Consider the following 18,418-nt stretch of genomic DNA (forward strand, 5'->3'; position numbering starts at 1 on the left):
CTTAACCGGACACCCAGTTTGGGAGGGGACGAGCGGGGAAACATCGCGCGTGTAGATATCTCGATCCCGGGAGTCCGCCATGCGCGTGTTCGCCATGCTCCTCGCCATCGGCGCGACGCTGTTCGTCGCACCCTCCGCCGCGCCGCCCGGCACCGCGAAAGCCGCGCTGGCCGGTGCCGCGCCCGGCGCCCCGGTAGCCGCGCCGGCCGGTGCCGCGCCCGGCGCCCCGGGAGCCGCCGAGGACTTCCTGCCGGCCGACAAGTCCGGCTTCGGCACCGCGACCGCGACCGGCAGCCGGGTCTGGCTGACCGTGCAGAAGGCGGGCGGCCTCGGCGAGGTCTTCTACCCCGACCTGAGCACGCCGAGCGCCCGGCTGCTCCGGTTCGCCGTCGCGGACGGCCGCCGCGCGGTGGCCGCGAACGACGCCGCCCGGGTCCGCACCGAGCTCGTCGACGACCGCGCGCTCGTCTACCGGCAGACGTTCACCGAGCGGACCGGCCGGTGGCGGCTCACCGCGACGTACGTGACCGACCCGGCCCGCGCCACCGTGCTCACCGAGGTCCGCTTCACCGCGTCCGACCGCCGCCACTACGACGTCTACGCGCTCTACGACCCGGCCTTGGCCAACACCCGCCATGACGACACGGGCCGCACCGAGGGCGCCGCGCTCGTGGCCACCGACGGCGCCGCGGCGAGCGCCCTCGCCGGCTCGCCCCCGCTCGCGGCGACCTCCAGCGGCTACCGCGGGACCAGCGACGGCTGGACCGACCTGCTCGCCGACGGCCGGCTCGACCACCGCTACGCCAGCGCCCCGTCCCCGGGCAACGTGGTGCAGACCGCGCGGCTGCGCCTCGGCGGCGGCGGGCGGGCCACCCTCGCGCTCGGCTTCGGACCGGACGCCGGCGCCGCGCTGACCGCCGCCCGCGGGTCGCTCACCGCCGGCTTCACCGCCACCATGCGGGGGTACGCCGCGGGCTGGCACCGGTACCTCGCGTCGCTCCACACCCCGCCGGCCGTGCTCGACGGCGCGGAGCAGCGGCGGCTCTACCGGGTGTCGGTGATGGTCCTGGCCGCCGGCGAGGACAAGACCCACCGCGGCGCCTACGTGGCCTCGCCGAGCATGCCCTGGGTGTGGGGCCGCGACGACCCGTCCGGCCCGTACCACCTCGTGTGGTCCCGCGACCTCTACCAGATCGCCACCGCGCTCATCGCGGCCGGCGACGTCGCCGGCGCGGGCCGCGCGCTCGACTACCTCTTCACCGTGCAGCAGAAACCGGACGGCTCGTTCCCGCAGAACTCGCGCGTCGACGGCACCCCGGTCTGGGAAGGCCTCCAGCTGGACGAGGTGGCCTTCCCGATCGTGCTGGCCCACCAGCTCGGCCGGACCGACGCGCGGTCGTGGGACCACGTGCGGCGCGCGGCGGACTTCCTGCTCGGCGCCGGCCCGGTCACGCCGCAGGAGCGGTGGGAGAACCAGTCCGGCTACTCGCCCGCCACCATCGCCAGCGAGATCGCCGCGCTGGTCTGCGCCGCGGACATCGCGCGGGCCAACGGCGACAGCGCGGCCGCGGACCGCTACCTGGCGACGGCCGACGAGTGGCAGTCGCAGGTGAAGTCGTGGACCGTGACCACCACCGGCCCGTACTCGTCCGGCCCGTACTTCCTGCGCCTCACCAAGGACGGAAACCCCGACGCCGGCACCACCTACACGATCGGCGACAGTGGACCGTCCAACGTGGACCAGCGGCGGGTGGTCGACCCGAGCTTCCTCGACCTGGTGCGGCTCGGCGTCCTGCCCGCCGACGACCCGGCCGTCGTCAACACGCTGCCGGTCATCGACGCCCAGCTCGGCGTGCGCACGGCGCGGGGCCTCTACTGGCACCGGGCCTCGTTCGACGGGTACGGCGAGAAGCGCGACGGGAGCCGCTGGGAGTTCGGCCTGCCGGACGACTCGCGGATAACGCTGGGCCGGGCGTGGCCCCTGCTCAACGGCGAGCGCGGCGAGTACCAGATCGCCGCCGGGGACAAGGCCGGCGCCCGCCGGCAGCTGGCGGCGATGGCCCGCGCGGTCGGCCCCGGCTACATGCTGCCCGAGCAGGTCTGGGACCACCAGCCCCCGGCGACGTTCCCGGCCGGGACGCCGACGTTCTCGGCGACGCCGCTGACCTGGACGCACGCCCAGTTCGTGCGCCTCGCCCAAAACCTGGCGGCCGGCCGCGTCCTCGAACAGCCCGCCGTGGTCGCCGCCCGCTACACGTGAGCCCGCCCGCCGCGCTTCCAGAGGCCTCTCCGTGTCAGGGTCGCCGCCCGCCGTGGCATCACTTCGAGGCATATTTGCCCATGCTCGCGTCAGCGGGGGACCGTATGCTCCCGCGGGCACCGTTCCCGGCCGGCGGCTCGCCAGGGCGAGCCGAAATCCCCGGCCGTCCACTGCCAGCTCCGCGAGACAAGCCCCGAAGGGGTCTTCGCGGCCCGACCCCCGCGGTCCTGACGTAGCGTAAACCAGCTAAGGGGAGGAGATCGCGGTTGCTTTCCCGGATCGCCGATCCGGGAACAGGCATTGTGGACAAACGTCGACCGCCGCATGGCGTGTGAGCTCAAGCTAGCTGCCCCCGCCGGTTGCGCGCAGGGTGAGCGTGACCAACGGCGGACGGGTGAGGCCGCGGGAAATGCACCCCAAGAAAACGCTCCGCTGCGCTCCACGTTTCCCCGGGGGCCCCGCGCAGCGGTCTGGACCACGACGGACATCGCGGTAGCTCGAATCTCTGTCTAAATAGGGGGTCGAAGCCACCCCGACTCCGAAAGGTCTTAGAGTGCGGCGCGGCGGCGCCGGAGGAACGACTGCTCGGCGGTGTTGGCGGTGTGGGAGATCGCGGCGTCGTAGGCGGCCGCGGCCTCCGCTGTGCGGCCCAGGCGGCGGAGCAGGTCGGCGCGGGCGGCGTGGTAGACGTGGTAGCGGTCCAGGTCCAGCGCCTCCACGAGGGCGAGCGCGGCGGCCGGGCCGTCCACTTCGGACACCGCGATCGCCCGGTGCAGGGCCACGACCGGGGTGGGCGTCAGGGCCAGCAGCTGGTCGTACAACGCCAGGACCTGGCCCCAGTCGGTGGCCGAGGCCGCCGGCGCGTCGCTGTGCACGGCGTTGATCGCGGCTTGGATCTGATAGGGGCCGGGGCTGCCGCGGCGCAGGCAGGCGCGCACGATCGCCTGCCCCTCGGCGACGAGGTCCGGGTCCCAGCGGGTGCGGTCCTGTTCGGACAGTGGCACCAGGTCGCCGTCCGGTGTGGTGCGGGCGGCGCGGCGTGACTCGGTGAGCAGCATCAGGGCGAGCAGGCCCATGGCCTCCGCCTCGTCCGGCATCAGCTGGACGAGGACGCGGGTCAGCCGGATCGCCTCGGCGCACAGGTCGGCGCGGACCAGGTGCTCGCCGGAGCTGGCGGTGTGGCCCTCGGTGAAGACGAGGTAGAGCACGGCGAGCACCGAGCGCAGGCGGTCGGGGAGGTCCGCCTCGCGGGGCACGCGGTAGGGGATGCGCGCGTCCCGGATCTTGCCTTTGGCGCGCGAGATGCGTTGGGCCATCGTCGGTTCCGGCACCAGGAACGCTCTCGCGATCTCCGCCGTGGTGAGCCCGCCCAGCAGGCGCAGCGTCAGCGCGACCCGGGCGGCCGGCGCCAGTGCCGGGTGGCAGCAGGTGAAGATGAGCCGCAGCCGCTCGTCGTGCACGGGGCCCTCCTCGGTGGGCGGTTCGGCGGCGTGCAGCAGGGCGGCCTCGGCGTGCCGGTCCGCGCGGGTGGCCTCGCGGCGGAGGCGGTCGATGGCGCGGTTGCGGGCGGTGGTGACGATCCACCCCTGCGGGCTGGGCGGCGGCCCGGTCTCCGGCCAGCGCCGCACCGCCACCGCGAACGCCTCCTGGACCGCGTCCTCGGCGACGTCGATGTCGCCGAAGGCGCGGACCAGGACGGCGACCGCGTAGCCGTAGTGCTCGCGGAAGACCTGCTCGACCGACACGCTCAGTGCTCCTGGAACGGCCGGACCTCGATGTGCAGCGGCTTGACGATGGTGGCGAGGCGGCGGGCCCAGGCGAGCGCGGCGTCGAGATCCTCCGCCTGGATGATCGTGAACCCGCCGAGGTGCTCCTTGCCCTCCAGGTACGGGCCGTCCGTCATGAGCACCTCGTCGTCGGTGGCGCGCAGCACCGTGGCGGTGCTCGGGTCGTGCAGCCCGGCCGCGAAGACCCACGCGCCGGCGGCCTTCAGGTCCGCGTTGAGGGCGTCCAGCTCCCGCATGATCGGTTCGAGGAACTCGGGCGGCGGGGCTTCGCCGTCGGGCTGGTAGATGCTGAACAGGTACTGCTGCATCGTCGTGCTCCCTTCTTGTCCCATCCTGTACACGAACGACCCGGGACCACTTCGACACCGCTTCCGTGATTTCATCTGGACCGTGGTCCGGACTACCCCTCCTCGCCCCGTCGACGTCGTGGCGCTGTTTCCCGCGCTGGCGGCGCACGCGCGCTCGACGACGCGGCTGCACCCTCGCCCCGGCGCGCCGGCGGCTACGCACAGCTCCGTCGGCGGCCCGCTGCTGTGGCCCGCCGACGAGCCGTGGCCGCACTGCGACGACCCGCACGAAGACGTGAGCGACCCGGCGGACCCTGCGGCGGTGCGGCGGCGGCGCGCCATCCTGGACGCCGCCTGGCGCCGCACGCCGCGCGACGAGGACCTGCGGATCACCGACGCCGAGCAGGCCGAGATCGACGCGCTGGAGGAGGCCGAGGCGCCGGAGCTCGACGGACGGCCGGTCGCGATGGTGCCGGTCGCGCAGCTCTACCGGCGGGACACGCCCGGATTCATCGGCCCGGACGGCGCCGACCTGCTCCAGGTGCTGTGGTGCCCGCTCGACCACGCCGACCTGGAGTACTGCCCCCGCGTGGCGGTCCGCTGGCGGCGCGCGGCCGACGTCGCCACCGCCCTGGACGCGCCGCCCGAGCCGCTGGCCGCCGACGAGCACTACCTGCCCGTGCCGTGCGTGGTGCACCCGGAGCCGGTGGTCGAGTACCGGTACGGCGGCCTGCTGCCCGAAGACCTCGACGGCGAGATCGAGGAGTGGGAGGAGGAGGCGGAGCACTCGTACCAGTACGACCTGTCGATCGCCCCGGGCTGGAAGCTGGGCGGCTTCGCCTCCTGGCACCTGACCGACCCGTACCCGATGGACTGCGACGACTGCGGCACGCCGATGGAGCTGCTGCTCACCGCGGCGAGCAGCGAGTGGGACGGCGGCAGCGGCAGCTGGCGCCCGGTCGAGGACGCGGCCGAGCCGGAGACCGACGCGCTCTTCGGCCCGAGCGAGCCGACCGGTGTCCAGATCGGCCGCTCGTACTCACTGTGGGTCTTCTACTGCCCGCGCTCCTTCGACCACCCGGTCAAGACGGCGATGCAGTAGGCGGCGGGGTCGGCGGCGGCGTCGACGGGATCAGGGTGGCCGACGGGCCGCGGGTGGCGTTCCAGGCGGCGTCGTAGGCGACCACCCACACCTGGTTGGGCATCGTCCCGGGCGACGACACGGTCGCGCTGGTCACGCCGCCGGGCACGATCGCGCGCACGCGCACCTCGTCGACGTTGAACGAGTGCACCACGTGGTACTCGACGATCCCCGTGTCGTCGGTGGCGGGTGCCCAGCTGACCAGGGTGCCGCTCGCCGTGCCGGTGACCACGGGCACGCCCGGCGCCGTGGGCGGCACGGTGTCGCCTGGCACGCGCGGGACGGTGGGCGGGTGCGGGAAGCTGACCCGCGGGCCGAAGCCGCTCATGTTGCCGGCCGCGTCCACGGCGCGTACCGAGAAGTGGTAGCTGGCGCCGGTGTTGCCCCCGATCGACAGCGTGACCGGCGCGTTGGTGGCGACCTGGCGCAGGAAGTGGTCCTCGTAGAACTGGCCGCCGAAGTAGATCAGGTAGCCGGTCACGCCGGTGTCGTCGGTCGAGGCCGGCCAGGTGATCGTCGCGGTCGTCGGGGTCACTTCCAGCAGCTCGGGGCGGCCGGGCAGGGACGGTGCCCGGGTGTCCTGGACGGTGTCGACGGTGACGTCGTCGAACGAGGCCGCCGCCCGCTCGGTGAACAGCGCGACCGCGCCCGCCGCGAAGGTGGCGTCGGTGGCGGTGAGCGTCGCCGCGCCGACCGTCGCCTGGAGCCGGTCGCCCTCGACGCGCAGGCTCAGGTCGTACCACCGGCCGGTGCGCACCGGCAGCGTCGCGGTGGCCAGCACGGTGCGCCGCCCGGCCGCCACGCGGGCCAGTTCCACGCGGTCGCCGGGGCGCAACGCCAGCGTGTACCCGCCGGATGTGGTGGACCGGGCGACGATGCCGGCGGCGGCCCACGGACCGGACAGGGAGGTGGGTTTGACCCGCGCGGAGAGCGTGTAGCCCGCCCAGCCGGCCTCGCCCGCGGTGGCCCGTGCGGACGTGGCGCCGGAGCGCGACTGGCGCAGGACGCGCGAGCCGTCGGTGGAGACGCCCCACCGGCCGCCGGTGAGCTGCCAGCCGGCGGAGCCGCCGTCCTCGAAGTCGTGCGCGAAGACCACCGTGGCGGCGGCGCTCTCCGCGACGGCGACGGCGGTGCCGGTCAACAGCAGGGCGGCCGCCAGCCCTGTCCACATGCGACGCATGCCGACACCCTAGGTGTGGCATCGACAACTGACAATGCATCCGTCCTTGGTCATCGCCGCGTGGGCCCATTTGTTCCGGTACCTGTTACTCGGCTCTGACCGGGTCGAGTCCGCGCACCTGGTCCGTCACGGCCGTCAGGAGGGCGGTCAGCGCGGGAGCGGGCGGAATGTCCCGCGTGACGGCGACAAGGCGGCGCCCGAGGGCGGCTTCGGCGACGTCCCGGATGGCGACAGCGGGGTCGCCGGCCGGCAGAGCCAGTGGCGGCATCAGGGCGACCGCCGCCCCGGCGCGGACGAGTTCGAGCTGGACGTCGGCGTCGCTGGAGCGATGCCGCAGGTCGGGCTCGTAGCCGCCGAGGGAGCGGCAGGTCCCGACGACCATGGCGTGGTGACCGGTGCCCTCGGCGGACGCGGTCCAGACGTCGGATCGCAACGCGGCGACCGCGACGGCTCCTCCGGGCCGGGCCAGCGGATGTGCCGCCGGCAGCACGACCTTGATCGGCTCTTCGAGCAGGACCGTGAAGCGCAGCCCGGCCGGGCGGGGGCGGGGATGGCCGTCGTACTCGTCACCGATGACCAGGTCGACCGCGCCCAGCCGCAGGCCCGGCAGCGACTGCTCGAGCTCCAGCTCGAAGATCTCCATGCGCACCCGGGGGTGGTCGACCGTCATACGGGCCAGTGCCGGGACCAGCAGGCGCCGGGCGGCCGACTGGAGTCCACCGGCGCGCACGGTGCCCCGGATGTCGCCGCCCAGCGCCGCCAGGTCGGCCTCCGCCGTCTCGGCGGCCGCGAGCAGCACGCGGGCGTGCCGGGCCAGGAGCTGTCCGGCGTCGGTGAGCCGCACGCCCCGCCCGGCCTTGACGAGCAGGGCGGCGCCGACCTCCTTCTCCAGCAGCGTGAGCTGCTGGGAGACCGTGGAGGGGCTGTAGCCCAGAGCCGCGGCGACCGCGGCCAGGGTGCCGCGCTCCTCGAACTCCCGGAGGAAGCGCAGCCGCCGAAGGTCCAGCGTGACCATGCGAGAATCCTAACGAGTTGCCTCCATGAATCATCGCTGGACCCGACGAGTAGGGCCGCTGATCCTTGGAGCGTGGGTCCCGCACTGTGTCTTCTGTCCGCGGCGTGCTTCGGCGCCATGGCGATCTTCGGCAAGTTGGCCTACGACGACGGCGTCTCGCCCGGGGCCCTGCTGCTGGTGCGCTTCGGCCTGGCCGCGGCCCTGCTCTGGGCGGTCCTGCTCGCGCGGCCGGGCCTTCGCCGTACGGAGCCGAGTCCGCGCCAGGTCGAGGCCGCGGAGCCGGGCCCGCGCCGGGTCGAGGCCGCGGGATCGGACCGGCGCGGGGTCGCGGCCGCCGCCCCGGACCGGCGTCCGGGCGAGGCCGCCGGCCGGCCGGCGGTGACGCGCGGCCGGGCACTGGCCACCGCCGTCGGGCTGGGGGCCATCGGTTACGCCACGCAGGCGAGCCTGTTCTTCTCGTCGCTGGAACTCATGGACGCCTCGCTGCTGGCGCTGATCCTCTACACCTACCCGGTCCTGGTCACCGTGGCGGCGGTGCTGCTCGGCCGCGACCGGCTCACCGGTGGACGTGGCGCCGCGCTGGCGGCCGCGTCGGGCGGGACGCTGCTGGTCCTGCTCGGCGCTGGCGGCGGGAGCTTCCACCCGCTCGGTGCGCTGCTGGCCTTCGGGTCCGCGGTCACCTACACGGTCTACATCCTGGTCGCCGACACCGTCGTGCACCGGCTGGCGCCGGTGGTGCTCTCCACCCTCGTGATGACCGGCGCCGCCGGCACCCTCGGCGGCCGCGCCCTGCTCACCGGCGGCGTCGACCTGGGCTTCGGGTGGCGGGGATGGTTCTGGCTCGTCTGCATCGCGGTGGTCTCCACCGTCGTGGCGATGCTGGCCTTCTTCGCCGGCCTGAAGCGGACCGGTCCGTCGACCGCCGCCATCCTGTCCACCTTCGAACCCGTGGTCACCACCGCGCTGGCCGCGCTCACCCTCGGCGAGATCCTGACCCCGGTGCAGCTGGCCGGCGGGGTGCTGGTCCTGTCCTCCGTCGCCGTCCTCCAGCTCCGACCCACCCCAAGCGCGCTGGCGGTGAAGCTGGACTGGTGACACCCGGTCTATTGTGGACGAGGCGCACGCCCCGCGGGACGCGCGCCTTTCCGGGGTCAGGCTCGCGGGCGGATCACCGGCGACAGCGTGGCGGCGAACGGCTCGGGTGCGTCGACGAAACCGGTGTGGTCGCCCGGAAACATCACGACCTGGGCGTCCAAAGTGGACGCCAGCGCGCGGGACGCGCGGTCGCAGAGCTGGCCGGCCGAGTCCTCACCGATGCCCACCACGACGCGCGCGCCGCCGGCGCGCAGCGCGGCCGGGTCCGGGCGCCAGAACGTGCTCGCACGCACCTCGTGTGCGAACCAGCGGCGCTCGTCGGCCACGTGCCGCGGGTCGCGCTCGCCCCCGAACATCGCCTCGAGCGCGCCCTCGGGCAGGTCGATGCCGGCCTGGGCGAAGAACATCCGCCAGGCGCCGAGCGGGTCGCCGGCCAGGTACCTCGCGATCATCTCGTCGGTGCCGGCGGCCAGGGTGTCGCGGTCGGGCAAGAGGTCGGCCAGCGGCGGCTCGTGAGCGACGACCGTGTGCACCGTCTCCGGGTGGGCCTGCGCCAGCGCGAGCACCGTGCATGCGCCGCCGCTGGAGCCGAACACCGCGGCAGGCCCGCCGCCGACGTGGGTGAGCAGGGCGGCGAGGTCGCCGGCCCGCAGCTCCGGGGTGGACTCCTGCTCGGGGTCGGCGAGCGGGCTGCGGCGGATGCCGCGCGGATCGGTGGTGAGCACCATGTGGTCGGCGGCGAGCAGGTCGGCGAGCGGGGCGAACGCGTCGGCGTCCATCGGCGCGCCGACCAGGGCCACGAGCGGCCCGTCGCCGCGGATCTCGAAGTGCAGGGTGGCGCCGGGCACGTCCAGCGCGTGGGTGGCGGTCGAAGTCGTCATGCCCTGATCCTGGCCCCGCCGCACCGCCCGGATCCAACACCCGCAACGCCAAGATCTACACATCTGGGGCGTTAATCGGGGTCCGCGTCAAGAAAGCGCACCGCCTCGTCGTCGCCGGCCTGGCGGTGCTCCTGGTCGCGGCGGCTGAGCGGCCCCGCCCGACCGTCCTTTCCGGACGGACCGGACTACCGCTGGGTCGCCTCGTTGTACGTCTCCAGCGGCAACGTCGACGGACTCGCCTCCCGCTCCGCCTGCTTCGCGGTCGTCGCGGGCGGCACCGGCCGCTCCCGCGCCAGCAGGCCCTTGCCGAGCGCCGTGACCGTGGCGATGATCGCGACGTTGAGGGCGGCGTCCCAGTTGAAGGTCGTCACGTCGAAGACACCCGCCGCGGCGATGGAACCGGCCAGGGAGGCGAGAAACGTCTTCGCCAGGCGCACCAGCAGGTCCGGCCAGAAGGACAGGTCGGTGATCCGGCCGACGTACTGCAACACCGTCAGCAACGCCGACGACACCGCCGCGCTGATCGCGACCGTGATGGCGTACCGCCACGGCAGGTTGGCGACGGTGCTCGCGGTGCCGCCCGCGAGGAGCGTCGCGAAGAACACCTGCCCGGCCGACCAGCCGGCCCGTTCGAGGATATCGAGCAGGACGGCCTTGACCTTCTCCTTGCTCCACGCCATCGGTCTTACCTTTCGAGGGGGGAAAGATGCTCCTATGTGTACAGGATCCCGGCGGTGGCGTAAGGCGGGCTATCACCCGTTCGGGCGCGGCCACGATGCGAGCTGTCGCCGCACGGCCCCACCCGTGTCACATCCGGCCTTGTCGCGCCCACCCCGTGCTGTCGAGCTGCCCCGTCTGTGCGAGCAGGTCGACAGCCCTCCGAGGTTGATGGCCGCCGGGATGGCACCTCCCCGTCTCGCGGCCTGCGGGCCGCGGCACATACCGACTCCGGGAGCGCGGTCGGGGTCGGCGCGCTTGGCCACAATGCACGGTCAGACTCGAGACAGATTTTCCCAGGTCCGCGTCAGCTGCGGACCGTATGCTCCCGCGGGCACCGCTCCCGGCCGGCGGCTCGCCAGGGCGAGCCGAAATCTCCGGCCGTCCACTGCCGGCTCCGCGGGACAAGCCCCCACCTACGACATCCTGACGCGGCGTCACCAGCGTCGGGGGTCGGGCTTGAGATCTAGGAGACTTCGGGTTGATATAGCGGCGTAACTCTCCAAGATCTGGCATCGGACGCCGTTCACATCGCAGTGGCGGTTACTCGCGGTGACGGCGCCTCTGTCGGGTCTGGTGCCCGTCGACTCGGCACGCGGCATTGTGGACAAACGGACCGTGCGCGAAAGGTCTCTAGAGGGGGAGGCGGGCGATCGCCCGCTCGGTGAGGCTGCCCAGCCAGAGGGTGTCGCCGTGCTGGCGGACGCCGGTCACCATCACGTAGCGACCGGCCGGGCCGTGGATCGTGCGCAGCACCCGGCCGTCGCCGTCGACGCGGGCGACGATGCTGTACGGCATCGGTTGGGGTTGTAGGCGGGTGGGGAGGATGGCGGCCAGCCGCCGGATCGCCGGGTGGGGGAGCAGGCGTTCGGCGATGGGCACGCGGGGGCTGGCCAGCGCGACCCAGTAGGTGCCGTCGCCGGCCGACGACATGTTGTCCGGGTAGGCGGGCAGGTCGCCGAGGTGGGTGACCGTCGCGTCCGGCAGGGACAGGCGGACGAGTTGGTGGGCGGCGGTCTCGCAGACCAGCAGCGCGGACTCGTCGGGGGTGAGGGCGGTGCCGTTCGGAAAGTGGAAGCCGGTCGCGACGACCTCGGTGGTGCCGGCGGCGGGGTCGTAGGCGAGGACGCGGCCGTTGGGGCGGTGTTCGAGCAGGTCGCGGCGCCAGTGTGAGACGGGGAAGCGGTTGGAGCTGTCGGTGAAGTAGACCGTGCCGTCGCGGGCCACGGCGGCGTTGTTGCACAGCAGGATCGGGGTCCCGCCGGCGGAGCGGGTCAGGTCGGTGATGGCGCCGTCGCCGGTGATCCGGAGCAGGCCGCGGTAGGCGTCGCAGACGATCAGGCTGCCGTCGCGCGGGTCGAGCTCGATGCCGAGGGGGCGGCCGCCGGTGTTGACCAGGCGTTCGGGTGCGGCGCCGGGCGGGAAGCGCCAGATCCAGCCGTCTTCGGTGCCGGTCACGATCCGGCCCTCGGGGTCGGCGACGACGTCCTCCGGGCCGCGGGCGCCGCCGGGCACGGCGAGGATGTCGGCGGTGTCGAGGCCGGTGTCGGCCGGCGCCCACGGGCCGGTGAGGGGCGGCGGGGTGGTGGCCGGCAGCTTCGCCGGGCGGATCAGCCAGGGCGCCGGTGGGCGGGGGACGGCGTTCATTTGGACTCGCTTCCGAAGACCATGTCGAAGTCGCGCAGGGCGAGCGTGAGCAGCGGGCGGCGGCCGGCGAGGTAGGCAAGCGGGCCGGCTGGCGCCACCTGCCAGGTGGCCTTCGCGAGGCGGACGGCGGCGCGGGCGCGTACCGGCGAGACCTTCGCCCGGCCGGCGAGCTCCTGGATCACGGAGAACCGCGTGGGCCAGCGACCCGGCAGGCGCCGGCCCGTGGCGAGGTGGGCCTCGGCGATCCCGCCGGCTCGCGCCCGGGTCTCGGTGAAATCGAGCTCGGCCAGCTCCTTGGGGATGCCCCACAGCTCGCGGCCGCCGTCGCGGGACGCGGGACTGTCCACCCAGATGTCCACGATGGACACCAGCGGGCGGGCGGCCCGGCGGACGAGCACCGCCGAGAGTAGCTCCCGGTACTCCAGCACACCACCCGGGCCGTAGTCGACCCAGGCAGTGCCGACGAACCCGCGGCCGGCGACGGTGAGCGGCCGGGCCTGGGGCGGCGGCGGCAGCGCGGCACGCGGCACCATCCACAGCGACACGTACATCTGGCCGCGCAGGTGCCACGGCTCCGGCGGGTAGCTCACCCGTCCATGGTGCCCCACGGGTCAGGCGCTCACCTCAACGGTGGACCACGTGCGTGCCGGGCCGGTGCCCGGGCTGAGGTACGTGACGCCGGGACGGTTGTCGCGGCCGAAGAGCGTGCCGTCCGGCAGCTGACCCACCCAGTCCAGTCGGGGCGCGCCGGGTGCGGGGGAGTAGGCGCCACCGTCGAGGTATCCGGTCAGCTCCGGCCCGGCGAGCACCAGGAGGCCGCCACCGGCCGGCGCGACCGAGTAGGGCCAGTTGGCCTTCTCCTCGATCCCCCTGATGGGGTACGGCACCCAGGCGCCCGCCTCGAACCGCCACAGCAGCGGCAGCCCGGTGCCCTTGCGCGCGCTCGCCACGAGCCCGACGGGCGCGAGCCGGGCGGGTGCGAGCCGGGCGGGTGCGAGCCGGGCGGGCGCGAGGCGGGCGGGCGCCGCGGCGGCGTCCGCCTGCTCCTGGCCGGCCACGAGCCAGATGTCCCGGCCGTCCGCGGAGGTCACCACCCGGGCGTTCCAGACGGCGCGGCCCGGCTGGTCGGGGACCGGGAGCCGGGTGAACCCGCCGCCGGCCGAGCCGACCGCGGTGACGATCCGCCCACCGTCCACACCCGACAGCCAGATCCGGCCGTCGCGTCCGTTGGTCAGCGAGCGGGCCGCCGCCAGCTCCGCCGGCACATCCCGCCGCCAGCCGGTGCCGGCCGTCCAGTCCCGGACCGCGCATCGGCCACCGGACTCGGGGCAGTCGAGGTAGTACGTGCCGTTGGCCGAGTGGTACTCGACCGGCGTGCGTCCCCGGGCGTCGTAGGGGCGCGGCTGCCAGGAGGCGCCGGCGTCCCGCGAGACGTACCAGGAGTGCGGCTCGGCCAGCAGCACGACCACGTGGCCGCCACCGCTGTAGAGCTGGTGGTTCTTCGCCTCCGGACGCGGGTGCTCGCGCGGCCGCCAGGTGCGCCCGCCGTCCGCGGTGTGGAAGAGCCGCGCGTCGCAGAGCGTGCCGCAGCGGACGAAGAGCGCGTACCCGTGCCACGCGTCGGCGAACTCCACCGACACCGGCGCGTACCCCTCCGGCAGCCCGAGGTCGACCTTCACCTCCGCCAGCGGCGGCGGCGCGTGGCCGGGCGTCGTCGGCGCGGCGGCCGGCCGGCCGGTGTCCGCGTCGCAGGCGGTAGCCGCCGCCAGCACGGACAGGGACAGGGCGGTGCCGGCCAGGATGCGGCCCCAGTGATGCGCCATGCCGGTAGGAGCCGTGGAGGCGGCGGCGGGTTCCCGTCGCCGGTGAGGGTGCCGCCGGAGGGAATCGAACCCCCGCAGTCCGCATTAAAAGTGCGGAGCCCGTCCATCAGGCGCCGGCGGCGAAGAGGAGGGTGCCGGAGTCGAACCGGCAACGGTGTGACCCGCGACGGGTTAGCAACCCGCGTGCCTTGCCAATGGCGAACCCTCCGCGAGCCAGCGGCCGGACTCGGCGCCGCTCCGGGGGCGGGAATCGAACCCACGGGCCCCGCGTTCAAAGCGCGGTCACGGACGCCAACGCCGTACCCCGGAAGGTGGAGCGGTGTGGGTGGGCGGCGCCGGCGCGGGAGTGTCCCCGGCTAACTTCGCCGCCGCTGGCACTGGCCGGGCCCGCCGACGGAGGGCGTGCCCGCGAAACCGCACAGCGCGCAGCGCCGCGGTTTGGCGGTGGCTTGCCGCAACATGTCGGTGACTCCCCGGTCGGTGTGGTATCGACAATGACGGTAAGCCCGCGCCGGCAGCCGGCGCAACGCTTTTAGCCCGCCACCGTCCTATTCGGTCAGTACCGCGTATGCGCGCACCGGGAACGTACCGAAGCCGCGCACCCGGGGCGGTGCCGCGTGCAGGCGGGCGCCGGTGGGTGGGAGCTGGTCGAGCCCGGTGAGGTGTTCCAGCACCGGTATCCCGGCGGCGAGCAGGATCGAGTGCGCGGGGCGGGTGTCGCCGGCGACGCTGTCGATGTTGACGCTGTCGATGCCGACCAGCCGCGCGCCGGCCGCGGCGAGGGCACGTGCGCCGTCCTCGGTGAGGTACGGGGCGTCGGGCGCGCCGTACGCATCGGTGCCCCAGTGCCGGTCCCAGCCGGTGTGCAGCAGCACGGCGGCGCCGGCCACGCCGTACGGGGCGAGAGCCGTCGCGGTCACGCCCGGCTCAGCACTGCCGGTCAGCCGGACGAGCACGACCGGCAGGTCGGCGACCGCGTCCAGGGGTACGCCGGCCAGGTCGGTGCCGTCGGCGTACCGGTGGAAGGGGCTGTCGAGGTAGGTGCCGGTGTTGCCCACCATGCTGATCCGGTCGATGGCGAACTCGGTGCCGGGCGCGTAGCGGCCGCGCGAGTCGGCGCGCGTGAGGTGCGGGGTGATCTCCGGTCCGGGCAGGCCGGGGTAGGTGGTCATGCCGGCGGTGATGACGTGGTTGAGCTCCACGAGCCGGCCGGCTCGCCGCGGAGCCGCGTCGGCGGTGCGCAGGCCCTTGTGCGCCTCGGCGAGGACCCGCACGTCGCGCAGCCGCACCTCGCCGACCATGAGCAGGCCGAGCTCGCGGACGAACAGGTCGGCGAGCGCCTCCTCGGCGACGTCGGCGCCGGGGACGTCGAGCCGGAAGCCCCGCACTTGCAGCCCGCCGCCGTTGAGGAAGGTCACGTCGGCGTCGAAGGCCGCCCGGTACTCGGTCATGGGCCGATCATCCCCCAGAGACAGGTTCAGTAGTAGCGCACGCTGCTACATCCCGCCTTCAGCGGTGCTAAACGCGGGACCGCCGCCGGCGGATGCCGGCGGCGGTCCCTTTCGGAAAGTGGTGGGTTACGGCGCGGCGGCCGGTGGGGTCACCAGGACGGTGGCCCACTTGTTCTGGTAGCCGGGGTAGACCAGCCGGAACCCGACGCCGAACTCGACGTTGGCGTCGCCCGGGTTGCCGGTGCCGGTCAGGACTCCGCCGCCCAGGTCGATGCCGAACTGGCCGGTGGCCCGCTTGCCATCCTTGTTGACGATCCGCACGGTGTACGGCGCGCCGCCAACGGAGGGCACCACGACCGACGCGTCGGCGTCACGGAAGAAGAGCGGGTCCTCGGGGTCGAGGTCCGGCCGGTACTCGATGCCGGGGTACCAGCCCTTCGCGTCCGTGAAGCCCTTGACCGGGGCCTGCGGACCGAACCTGGTGCAGTATCCGCTGAACGGTTCGCCCGGCGCCTCGAAGCACTCCTTGAACGGGTACGTGTTGCCGAAGCCGAACGCCGCGTTCGAGGACTGCGGCCGCGACGGGAGGTTGTTGAGCGCCGACGGGTCCTTGTCGGCCGCCACGCCCTTGCGGCGGAGCGGGTCGAAGTGTGAGTCGACGATCAGCAGGCCGCCCTTGGCGCCGATGCTCGGCGGGTCGAACACGTTGTTGAGGACGTGGTTGAGGTTGCCGTAGCTGGTGTCGCGGTACCACACCAGCATGCCCGGCGCGTTGTACGGCACCCGGTCGACCTTCCACGCGCCGTCGCGCAGGTAGTTCGTGTTGTACGCGTACTTGAGGCCCTCGTCGAAGCCGTCGTGGTTGCGCCACTCCGCGAGGTAGTAGTGCGCGAACGAGAACTCGCCGGGCGAGATGCCCCAGCCGGTGCCCGTGGTGTTGGTGAACGTCTCGACCGTCGGCGTCCAGCCGTTGGTGCCGCTCTCGACGTCGTCGGACCACGTGGTGGTGCCGTCCGCGGTGACCGAGAAGTCGTCCGCGAACCAGCCGGTGTCCTCGAAGCCGGCGTCGGTGGCGTACCGCAGGCGCAGCTGGACGGTCTGGCCGGCGAAGGCGTTCAGGCTGACGTAGTCGTGCCGCCACTGCCCGCCGGTGGAGCCGGTGAGGCCGTACTTCTTGTCGCCGTAGTCGTGCATGCGGCCGTTCGGGTCGGCGTAGTCGTCGTCGGTGGAGACGAGGTTGCCCGCCGCGTCGAAGATCTTCTGCTCGGCCCACGTGGCGCCACCGTCGGTGGACACCTCGACGAAGCCGAAGTCCCAGTCCTCTTCGATCGAGTAGTTGTCCCACAGCCAGAACCGCACGTCGGTGCCGGTCGGAACCGCGATCTCGCGGGTCAGCCGCACGTCCGCCCAGGACTGGTCGTTGTTGGTCCACCACTGGTTGGCGCCGCTGTGCGGCGTGGAGAGGGTGACCTCCTTGGTGGGGAGGTTGACCCGCACGCCGTCCTCGGTGCCGACCGGGGTGCGCGACGTCTGTCCGATCTTGACCTTCGCCGGGTCGTCGCCGGGGTTGAGGATCAGCGGGTCGGCCCAGCCGAGCACGAACTTGTCCCACAGGCCCATGTGCGTCGGGATGCCCTGGAAGATCGGGCCGGTGTGCGATCCGGAGGCCATCAGGTCCCAGAAGTCCACATCGGAGTCACCACCGGACGCGGTGTCGTACCAGTCGGGCAGGCCGAGGTCGTGGCCGTACTCGTGGGCGAACACGCCGACGCCGGAGTCCTCGGGCTGGACGATGTAGTTGCTGATCTGGACGTCGGTACCCGGGACGGTGTGACCCGGCACGATGGCGGAGGAGTGGGCCCAGATCGCGTAGGGGCCCTGGGCGCCGCCGCCACCCGACTTGTCCTCACCGGCGTGCACGAGCACGAGGTGGTCGACGACGCCGTCCGGCTCGAGGACGTTGCCGTCGCCGTCCGCGTCCGACACGTCCTCGATGTCGTAGTCGGCCCACGGGAAGTCCGGGTTCTGGGCCGCGAGGACGTTCACCGCGTCGACGCCGAGCGCGCCGGGGCCGGAGGGGTTGTCCGGGTGCCCGTTCATGTCCTGGCTCGCGCCGGCCTCCCACACGCCTTCGGCGTTCTGCGTGCAGGTGTCCGCGCCGTACCACGCCTCGGAGTGCGGCACCGTCACCCACGGCGTCGCCTCACCGTCCACGGTGTACGCGCCCTTGGACATTTCCAGGTACATGTTGCTCATCGTGTACCCGCGCAGGTTGATGCCCTTCTTGCCGTCCGGGCCGCGCAGGTCGGGCCGCACCCGCTCGGTGATGCCGTCCTTTGTGTACAGCATGTCGTTGTACAGCTCCGGCGAGAAGTCGGGCACCCAGAAGCTGTTGTTGTCCGGGTGCGAGGCCTCGGCCGGGTTGGGGATGTTGTTGTGCAGCGGTCCATTTTGGACGTTGCCCGGCACGCAGTCCCGCTCGTTCTGCGGTGTCGTGGCGTCGTCGAACGTCGCCTGCGGCACCATCACGCCGCTGAAGTCGTCGTTGGCGTTCGGGTTGAACTCGATGAGGATGGTCAGCAGCTTGGCGACCTGGGTCTGGTCGGCCTGCTTGTAGCGGATGTCCCGGGGGTTCTTGCCGGTGCGGATCGCCTCGGCCTCGGTCTTGGCCAGCCCGCGGGCGGCGACCGGGTTGCCCTCGGAGAACTTGCGGCCGTACTCCGCGACCGGGTCGGGAAGCGCCCGCTTGACCTTGCGCTTGCCCTCCGTGGTCACGACCTCGCGGCCGTCGGTGGTGCGCTCGACCTTCGGGTCGACGTAGTTGATGTAGAAGTCACGGTCGGTGGGTGTGAAGTTGGCGGGGCGGTCGGCCGCCGCCGGGCCGGCCGAGGTGACCGACACACCGGCCACGGCGATGACCAGCACTGGTATGGAAACTAACGCCCGTCTTTTCCTACTTGTCCACATAGTCGCCCCGCTGGATCCACGGCCTAACAAGGTCCTCCCCTTTCTCGCGCGTCCTTGCACGAGCTCGGTCACTCCACGCATCCAACCGAATACGCGGGCAACGAAAGGACGTTATTCCACCCCACGGCCATGGACAACCACCGTTGTCGCTTCGGGGACGGTCGAGT

14 protein-coding genes and 3 tRNA genes are annotated in these 18,418 nt (G+C 73.2%); 3 read left to right on the forward strand and 14 right to left on the reverse strand.

Annotated elements, in window-relative coordinates:
- Positions 1-79 precede the first annotated feature (79 nt).
- Positions 80-2,260 carry a glycoside hydrolase family 15 protein gene (locus ACTMTJ_RS28675; protein WP_441221331.1) on the forward strand — a complete coding sequence of 727 codons (2,181 nt, stop codon included), beginning with the start codon at positions 80-82 and terminating at the stop codon, positions 2,258-2,260.
- Between the two features lie 548 nt (positions 2,261-2,808).
- Here the strand turns inward: ACTMTJ_RS28675 and ACTMTJ_RS28680 are convergent.
- Both ACTMTJ_RS28680 and ACTMTJ_RS28685 read right to left on the reverse strand, forming a co-directional pair.
- Positions 2,809-4,005 carry an RNA polymerase sigma factor gene (locus ACTMTJ_RS28680; RefSeq protein WP_441221333.1) on the reverse strand — a complete coding sequence of 399 codons (1,197 nt, stop codon included), beginning with the start codon at positions 4,003-4,005 and terminating at the stop codon, positions 2,809-2,811.
- Between the two features lie 2 nt (positions 4,006-4,007).
- The gene (locus ACTMTJ_RS28685; protein ID WP_441221335.1) at positions 4,008-4,355 is read right to left on the reverse strand and encodes a YciI family protein; all 348 of its coding nucleotides are present in this window, start codon (positions 4,353-4,355) and stop codon (positions 4,008-4,010) included.
- A gap of 82 nt (positions 4,356-4,437) precedes the next feature.
- Here ACTMTJ_RS28685 and ACTMTJ_RS28690 point away from each other — a divergent pair, with 82 nt between their 5' ends.
- Positions 4,438-5,436 (forward strand): hypothetical protein, encoded by a 999-nt coding sequence (locus ACTMTJ_RS28690; RefSeq protein WP_441221336.1) that lies wholly within the window; start codon positions 4,438-4,440, stop codon positions 5,434-5,436.
- Here the strand turns inward: ACTMTJ_RS28690 and ACTMTJ_RS28695 are convergent.
- Positions 5,417-6,655 (reverse strand): hypothetical protein, encoded by a 1,239-nt coding sequence (locus ACTMTJ_RS28695; RefSeq protein ID WP_441221338.1) that lies wholly within the window; start codon positions 6,653-6,655, stop codon positions 5,417-5,419. The genes ACTMTJ_RS28690 and ACTMTJ_RS28695 overlap by 20 nt on opposite strands.
- 85 nt (positions 6,656-6,740) lie before the next feature.
- The gene (locus ACTMTJ_RS28700; RefSeq protein ID WP_441221340.1) at positions 6,741-7,670 is read right to left on the reverse strand and encodes a LysR family transcriptional regulator; all 930 of its coding nucleotides are present in this window, start codon (positions 7,668-7,670) and stop codon (positions 6,741-6,743) included.
- Between the two features lie 117 nt (positions 7,671-7,787).
- Here ACTMTJ_RS28700 and ACTMTJ_RS28705 point away from each other — a divergent pair, with 117 nt between their 5' ends.
- Positions 7,788-8,765: a DMT family transporter gene (locus ACTMTJ_RS28705; RefSeq protein WP_441221439.1), complete on the forward strand. Its 978-nt coding sequence runs from the start codon at positions 7,788-7,790 to the stop codon at positions 8,763-8,765.
- Between the two features lie 56 nt (positions 8,766-8,821).
- Here the strand turns inward: ACTMTJ_RS28705 and ACTMTJ_RS28710 are convergent, their stop codons facing one another.
- From ACTMTJ_RS28710 to ACTMTJ_RS28755, 10 genes are all read right to left on the reverse strand, one after another.
- On the reverse strand, positions 8,822-9,646 hold the full coding sequence (locus ACTMTJ_RS28710; protein ID WP_441221342.1) for an alpha/beta fold hydrolase: 825 nt from the start codon (positions 9,644-9,646) through the stop codon (positions 8,822-8,824).
- A gap of 185 nt (positions 9,647-9,831) precedes the next feature.
- A complete protein-coding gene (locus ACTMTJ_RS28715; protein WP_441221344.1) occupies positions 9,832-10,326 on the reverse strand; it encodes a hypothetical protein in 495 nt (164 codons plus the stop codon).
- Positions 10,327-10,996: 670 nt separating this feature from the next.
- Complete coding sequence (locus ACTMTJ_RS28720; RefSeq protein ID WP_441221346.1) at positions 10,997-12,010, reverse strand: SMP-30/gluconolactonase/LRE family protein; 1,014 nt, start codon at positions 12,008-12,010, stop codon at positions 10,997-10,999.
- Positions 12,007-12,600 carry an acetoacetate decarboxylase family protein gene (locus ACTMTJ_RS28725; protein ID WP_441221348.1) on the reverse strand — a complete coding sequence of 198 codons (594 nt, stop codon included), beginning with the start codon at positions 12,598-12,600 and terminating at the stop codon, positions 12,007-12,009. The genes ACTMTJ_RS28720 and ACTMTJ_RS28725 overlap by 4 nt, the downstream gene beginning before the upstream one ends.
- Before the next feature lie 21 nt (positions 12,601-12,621).
- Positions 12,622-13,833: a hypothetical protein gene (locus tag ACTMTJ_RS28730; protein ID WP_441221350.1), complete on the reverse strand. Its 1,212-nt coding sequence runs from the start codon at positions 13,831-13,833 to the stop codon at positions 12,622-12,624.
- A 49-nt stretch (positions 13,834-13,882) separates the two neighbouring features.
- Positions 13,883-13,954: transfer RNA gene (locus tag ACTMTJ_RS28735), tRNA-Lys, on the reverse strand.
- 4 nt (positions 13,955-13,958) lie between these two features.
- Positions 13,959-14,041 (reverse strand) — tRNA-Ser (locus ACTMTJ_RS28740).
- A 27-nt stretch (positions 14,042-14,068) separates the two neighbouring features.
- A tRNA-Gln gene (locus ACTMTJ_RS28745) sits at positions 14,069-14,142 on the reverse strand.
- A 239-nt stretch (positions 14,143-14,381) separates the two neighbouring features.
- Positions 14,382-15,284, reverse strand: coding sequence for a cyclase family protein (locus tag ACTMTJ_RS28750; protein WP_441221352.1), 903 nt, complete (start codon positions 15,282-15,284; stop codon positions 14,382-14,384).
- Between the two features lie 126 nt (positions 15,285-15,410).
- Complete coding sequence (locus ACTMTJ_RS28755; protein ID WP_441221354.1) at positions 15,411-18,209, reverse strand: immune inhibitor A domain-containing protein; 2,799 nt, start codon at positions 18,207-18,209, stop codon at positions 15,411-15,413.
- Between the last annotated feature and the right edge of the window lie 209 nt (positions 18,210-18,418).

The sequence above is a fragment of the Phytohabitans sp. LJ34 genome, from assembly GCF_052068095.1.
Lineage (GTDB): Bacteria > Actinomycetota > Actinomycetes > Mycobacteriales > Micromonosporaceae > Phytohabitans.

Bases quoted from the DNA above. Each gene is read 5' to 3' on its own strand.
- ACTMTJ_RS28715 (WP_441221344.1), bottom strand. From the start codon at position 10,326: ATGGCGTGGAGCAAGGAGAAGGTCAAGGCCGTCCTGCTCGATATCCTC.
- ACTMTJ_RS28730 (WP_441221350.1), bottom strand. From the start codon at position 13,833: ATGGCGCATCACTGGGGCCGCATCCTGGCCGGCACCGCCCTGTCCCTG.
- ACTMTJ_RS28700 (WP_441221340.1), bottom strand. From the start codon at position 7,670: ATGGTCACGCTGGACCTTCGGCGGCTGCGCTTCCTCCGGGAGTTCGAG.
- ACTMTJ_RS28705 (WP_441221439.1), top strand. From the start codon at position 7,788: ATGGCGATCTTCGGCAAGTTGGCCTACGACGACGGCGTCTCGCCCGGG.
- ACTMTJ_RS28710 (WP_441221342.1), bottom strand. From the start codon at position 9,646: ATGACGACTTCGACCGCCACCCACGCGCTGGACGTGCCCGGCGCCACC.
- ACTMTJ_RS28750 (WP_441221352.1), bottom strand. From the start codon at position 15,284: ATGACCGAGTACCGGGCGGCCTTCGACGCCGACGTGACCTTCCTCAAC.
- ACTMTJ_RS28720 (WP_441221346.1), bottom strand. From the start codon at position 12,010: ATGAACGCCGTCCCCCGCCCACCGGCGCCCTGGCTGATCCGCCCGGCG.
- ACTMTJ_RS28695 (WP_441221338.1), bottom strand. From the start codon at position 6,655: ATGCGTCGCATGTGGACAGGGCTGGCGGCCGCCCTGCTGTTGACCGGC.
- ACTMTJ_RS28685 (WP_441221335.1), bottom strand. From the start codon at position 4,355: ATGCAGCAGTACCTGTTCAGCATCTACCAGCCCGACGGCGAAGCCCCG.
- ACTMTJ_RS28675 (WP_441221331.1), top strand. From the start codon at position 80: ATGCGCGTGTTCGCCATGCTCCTCGCCATCGGCGCGACGCTGTTCGTC.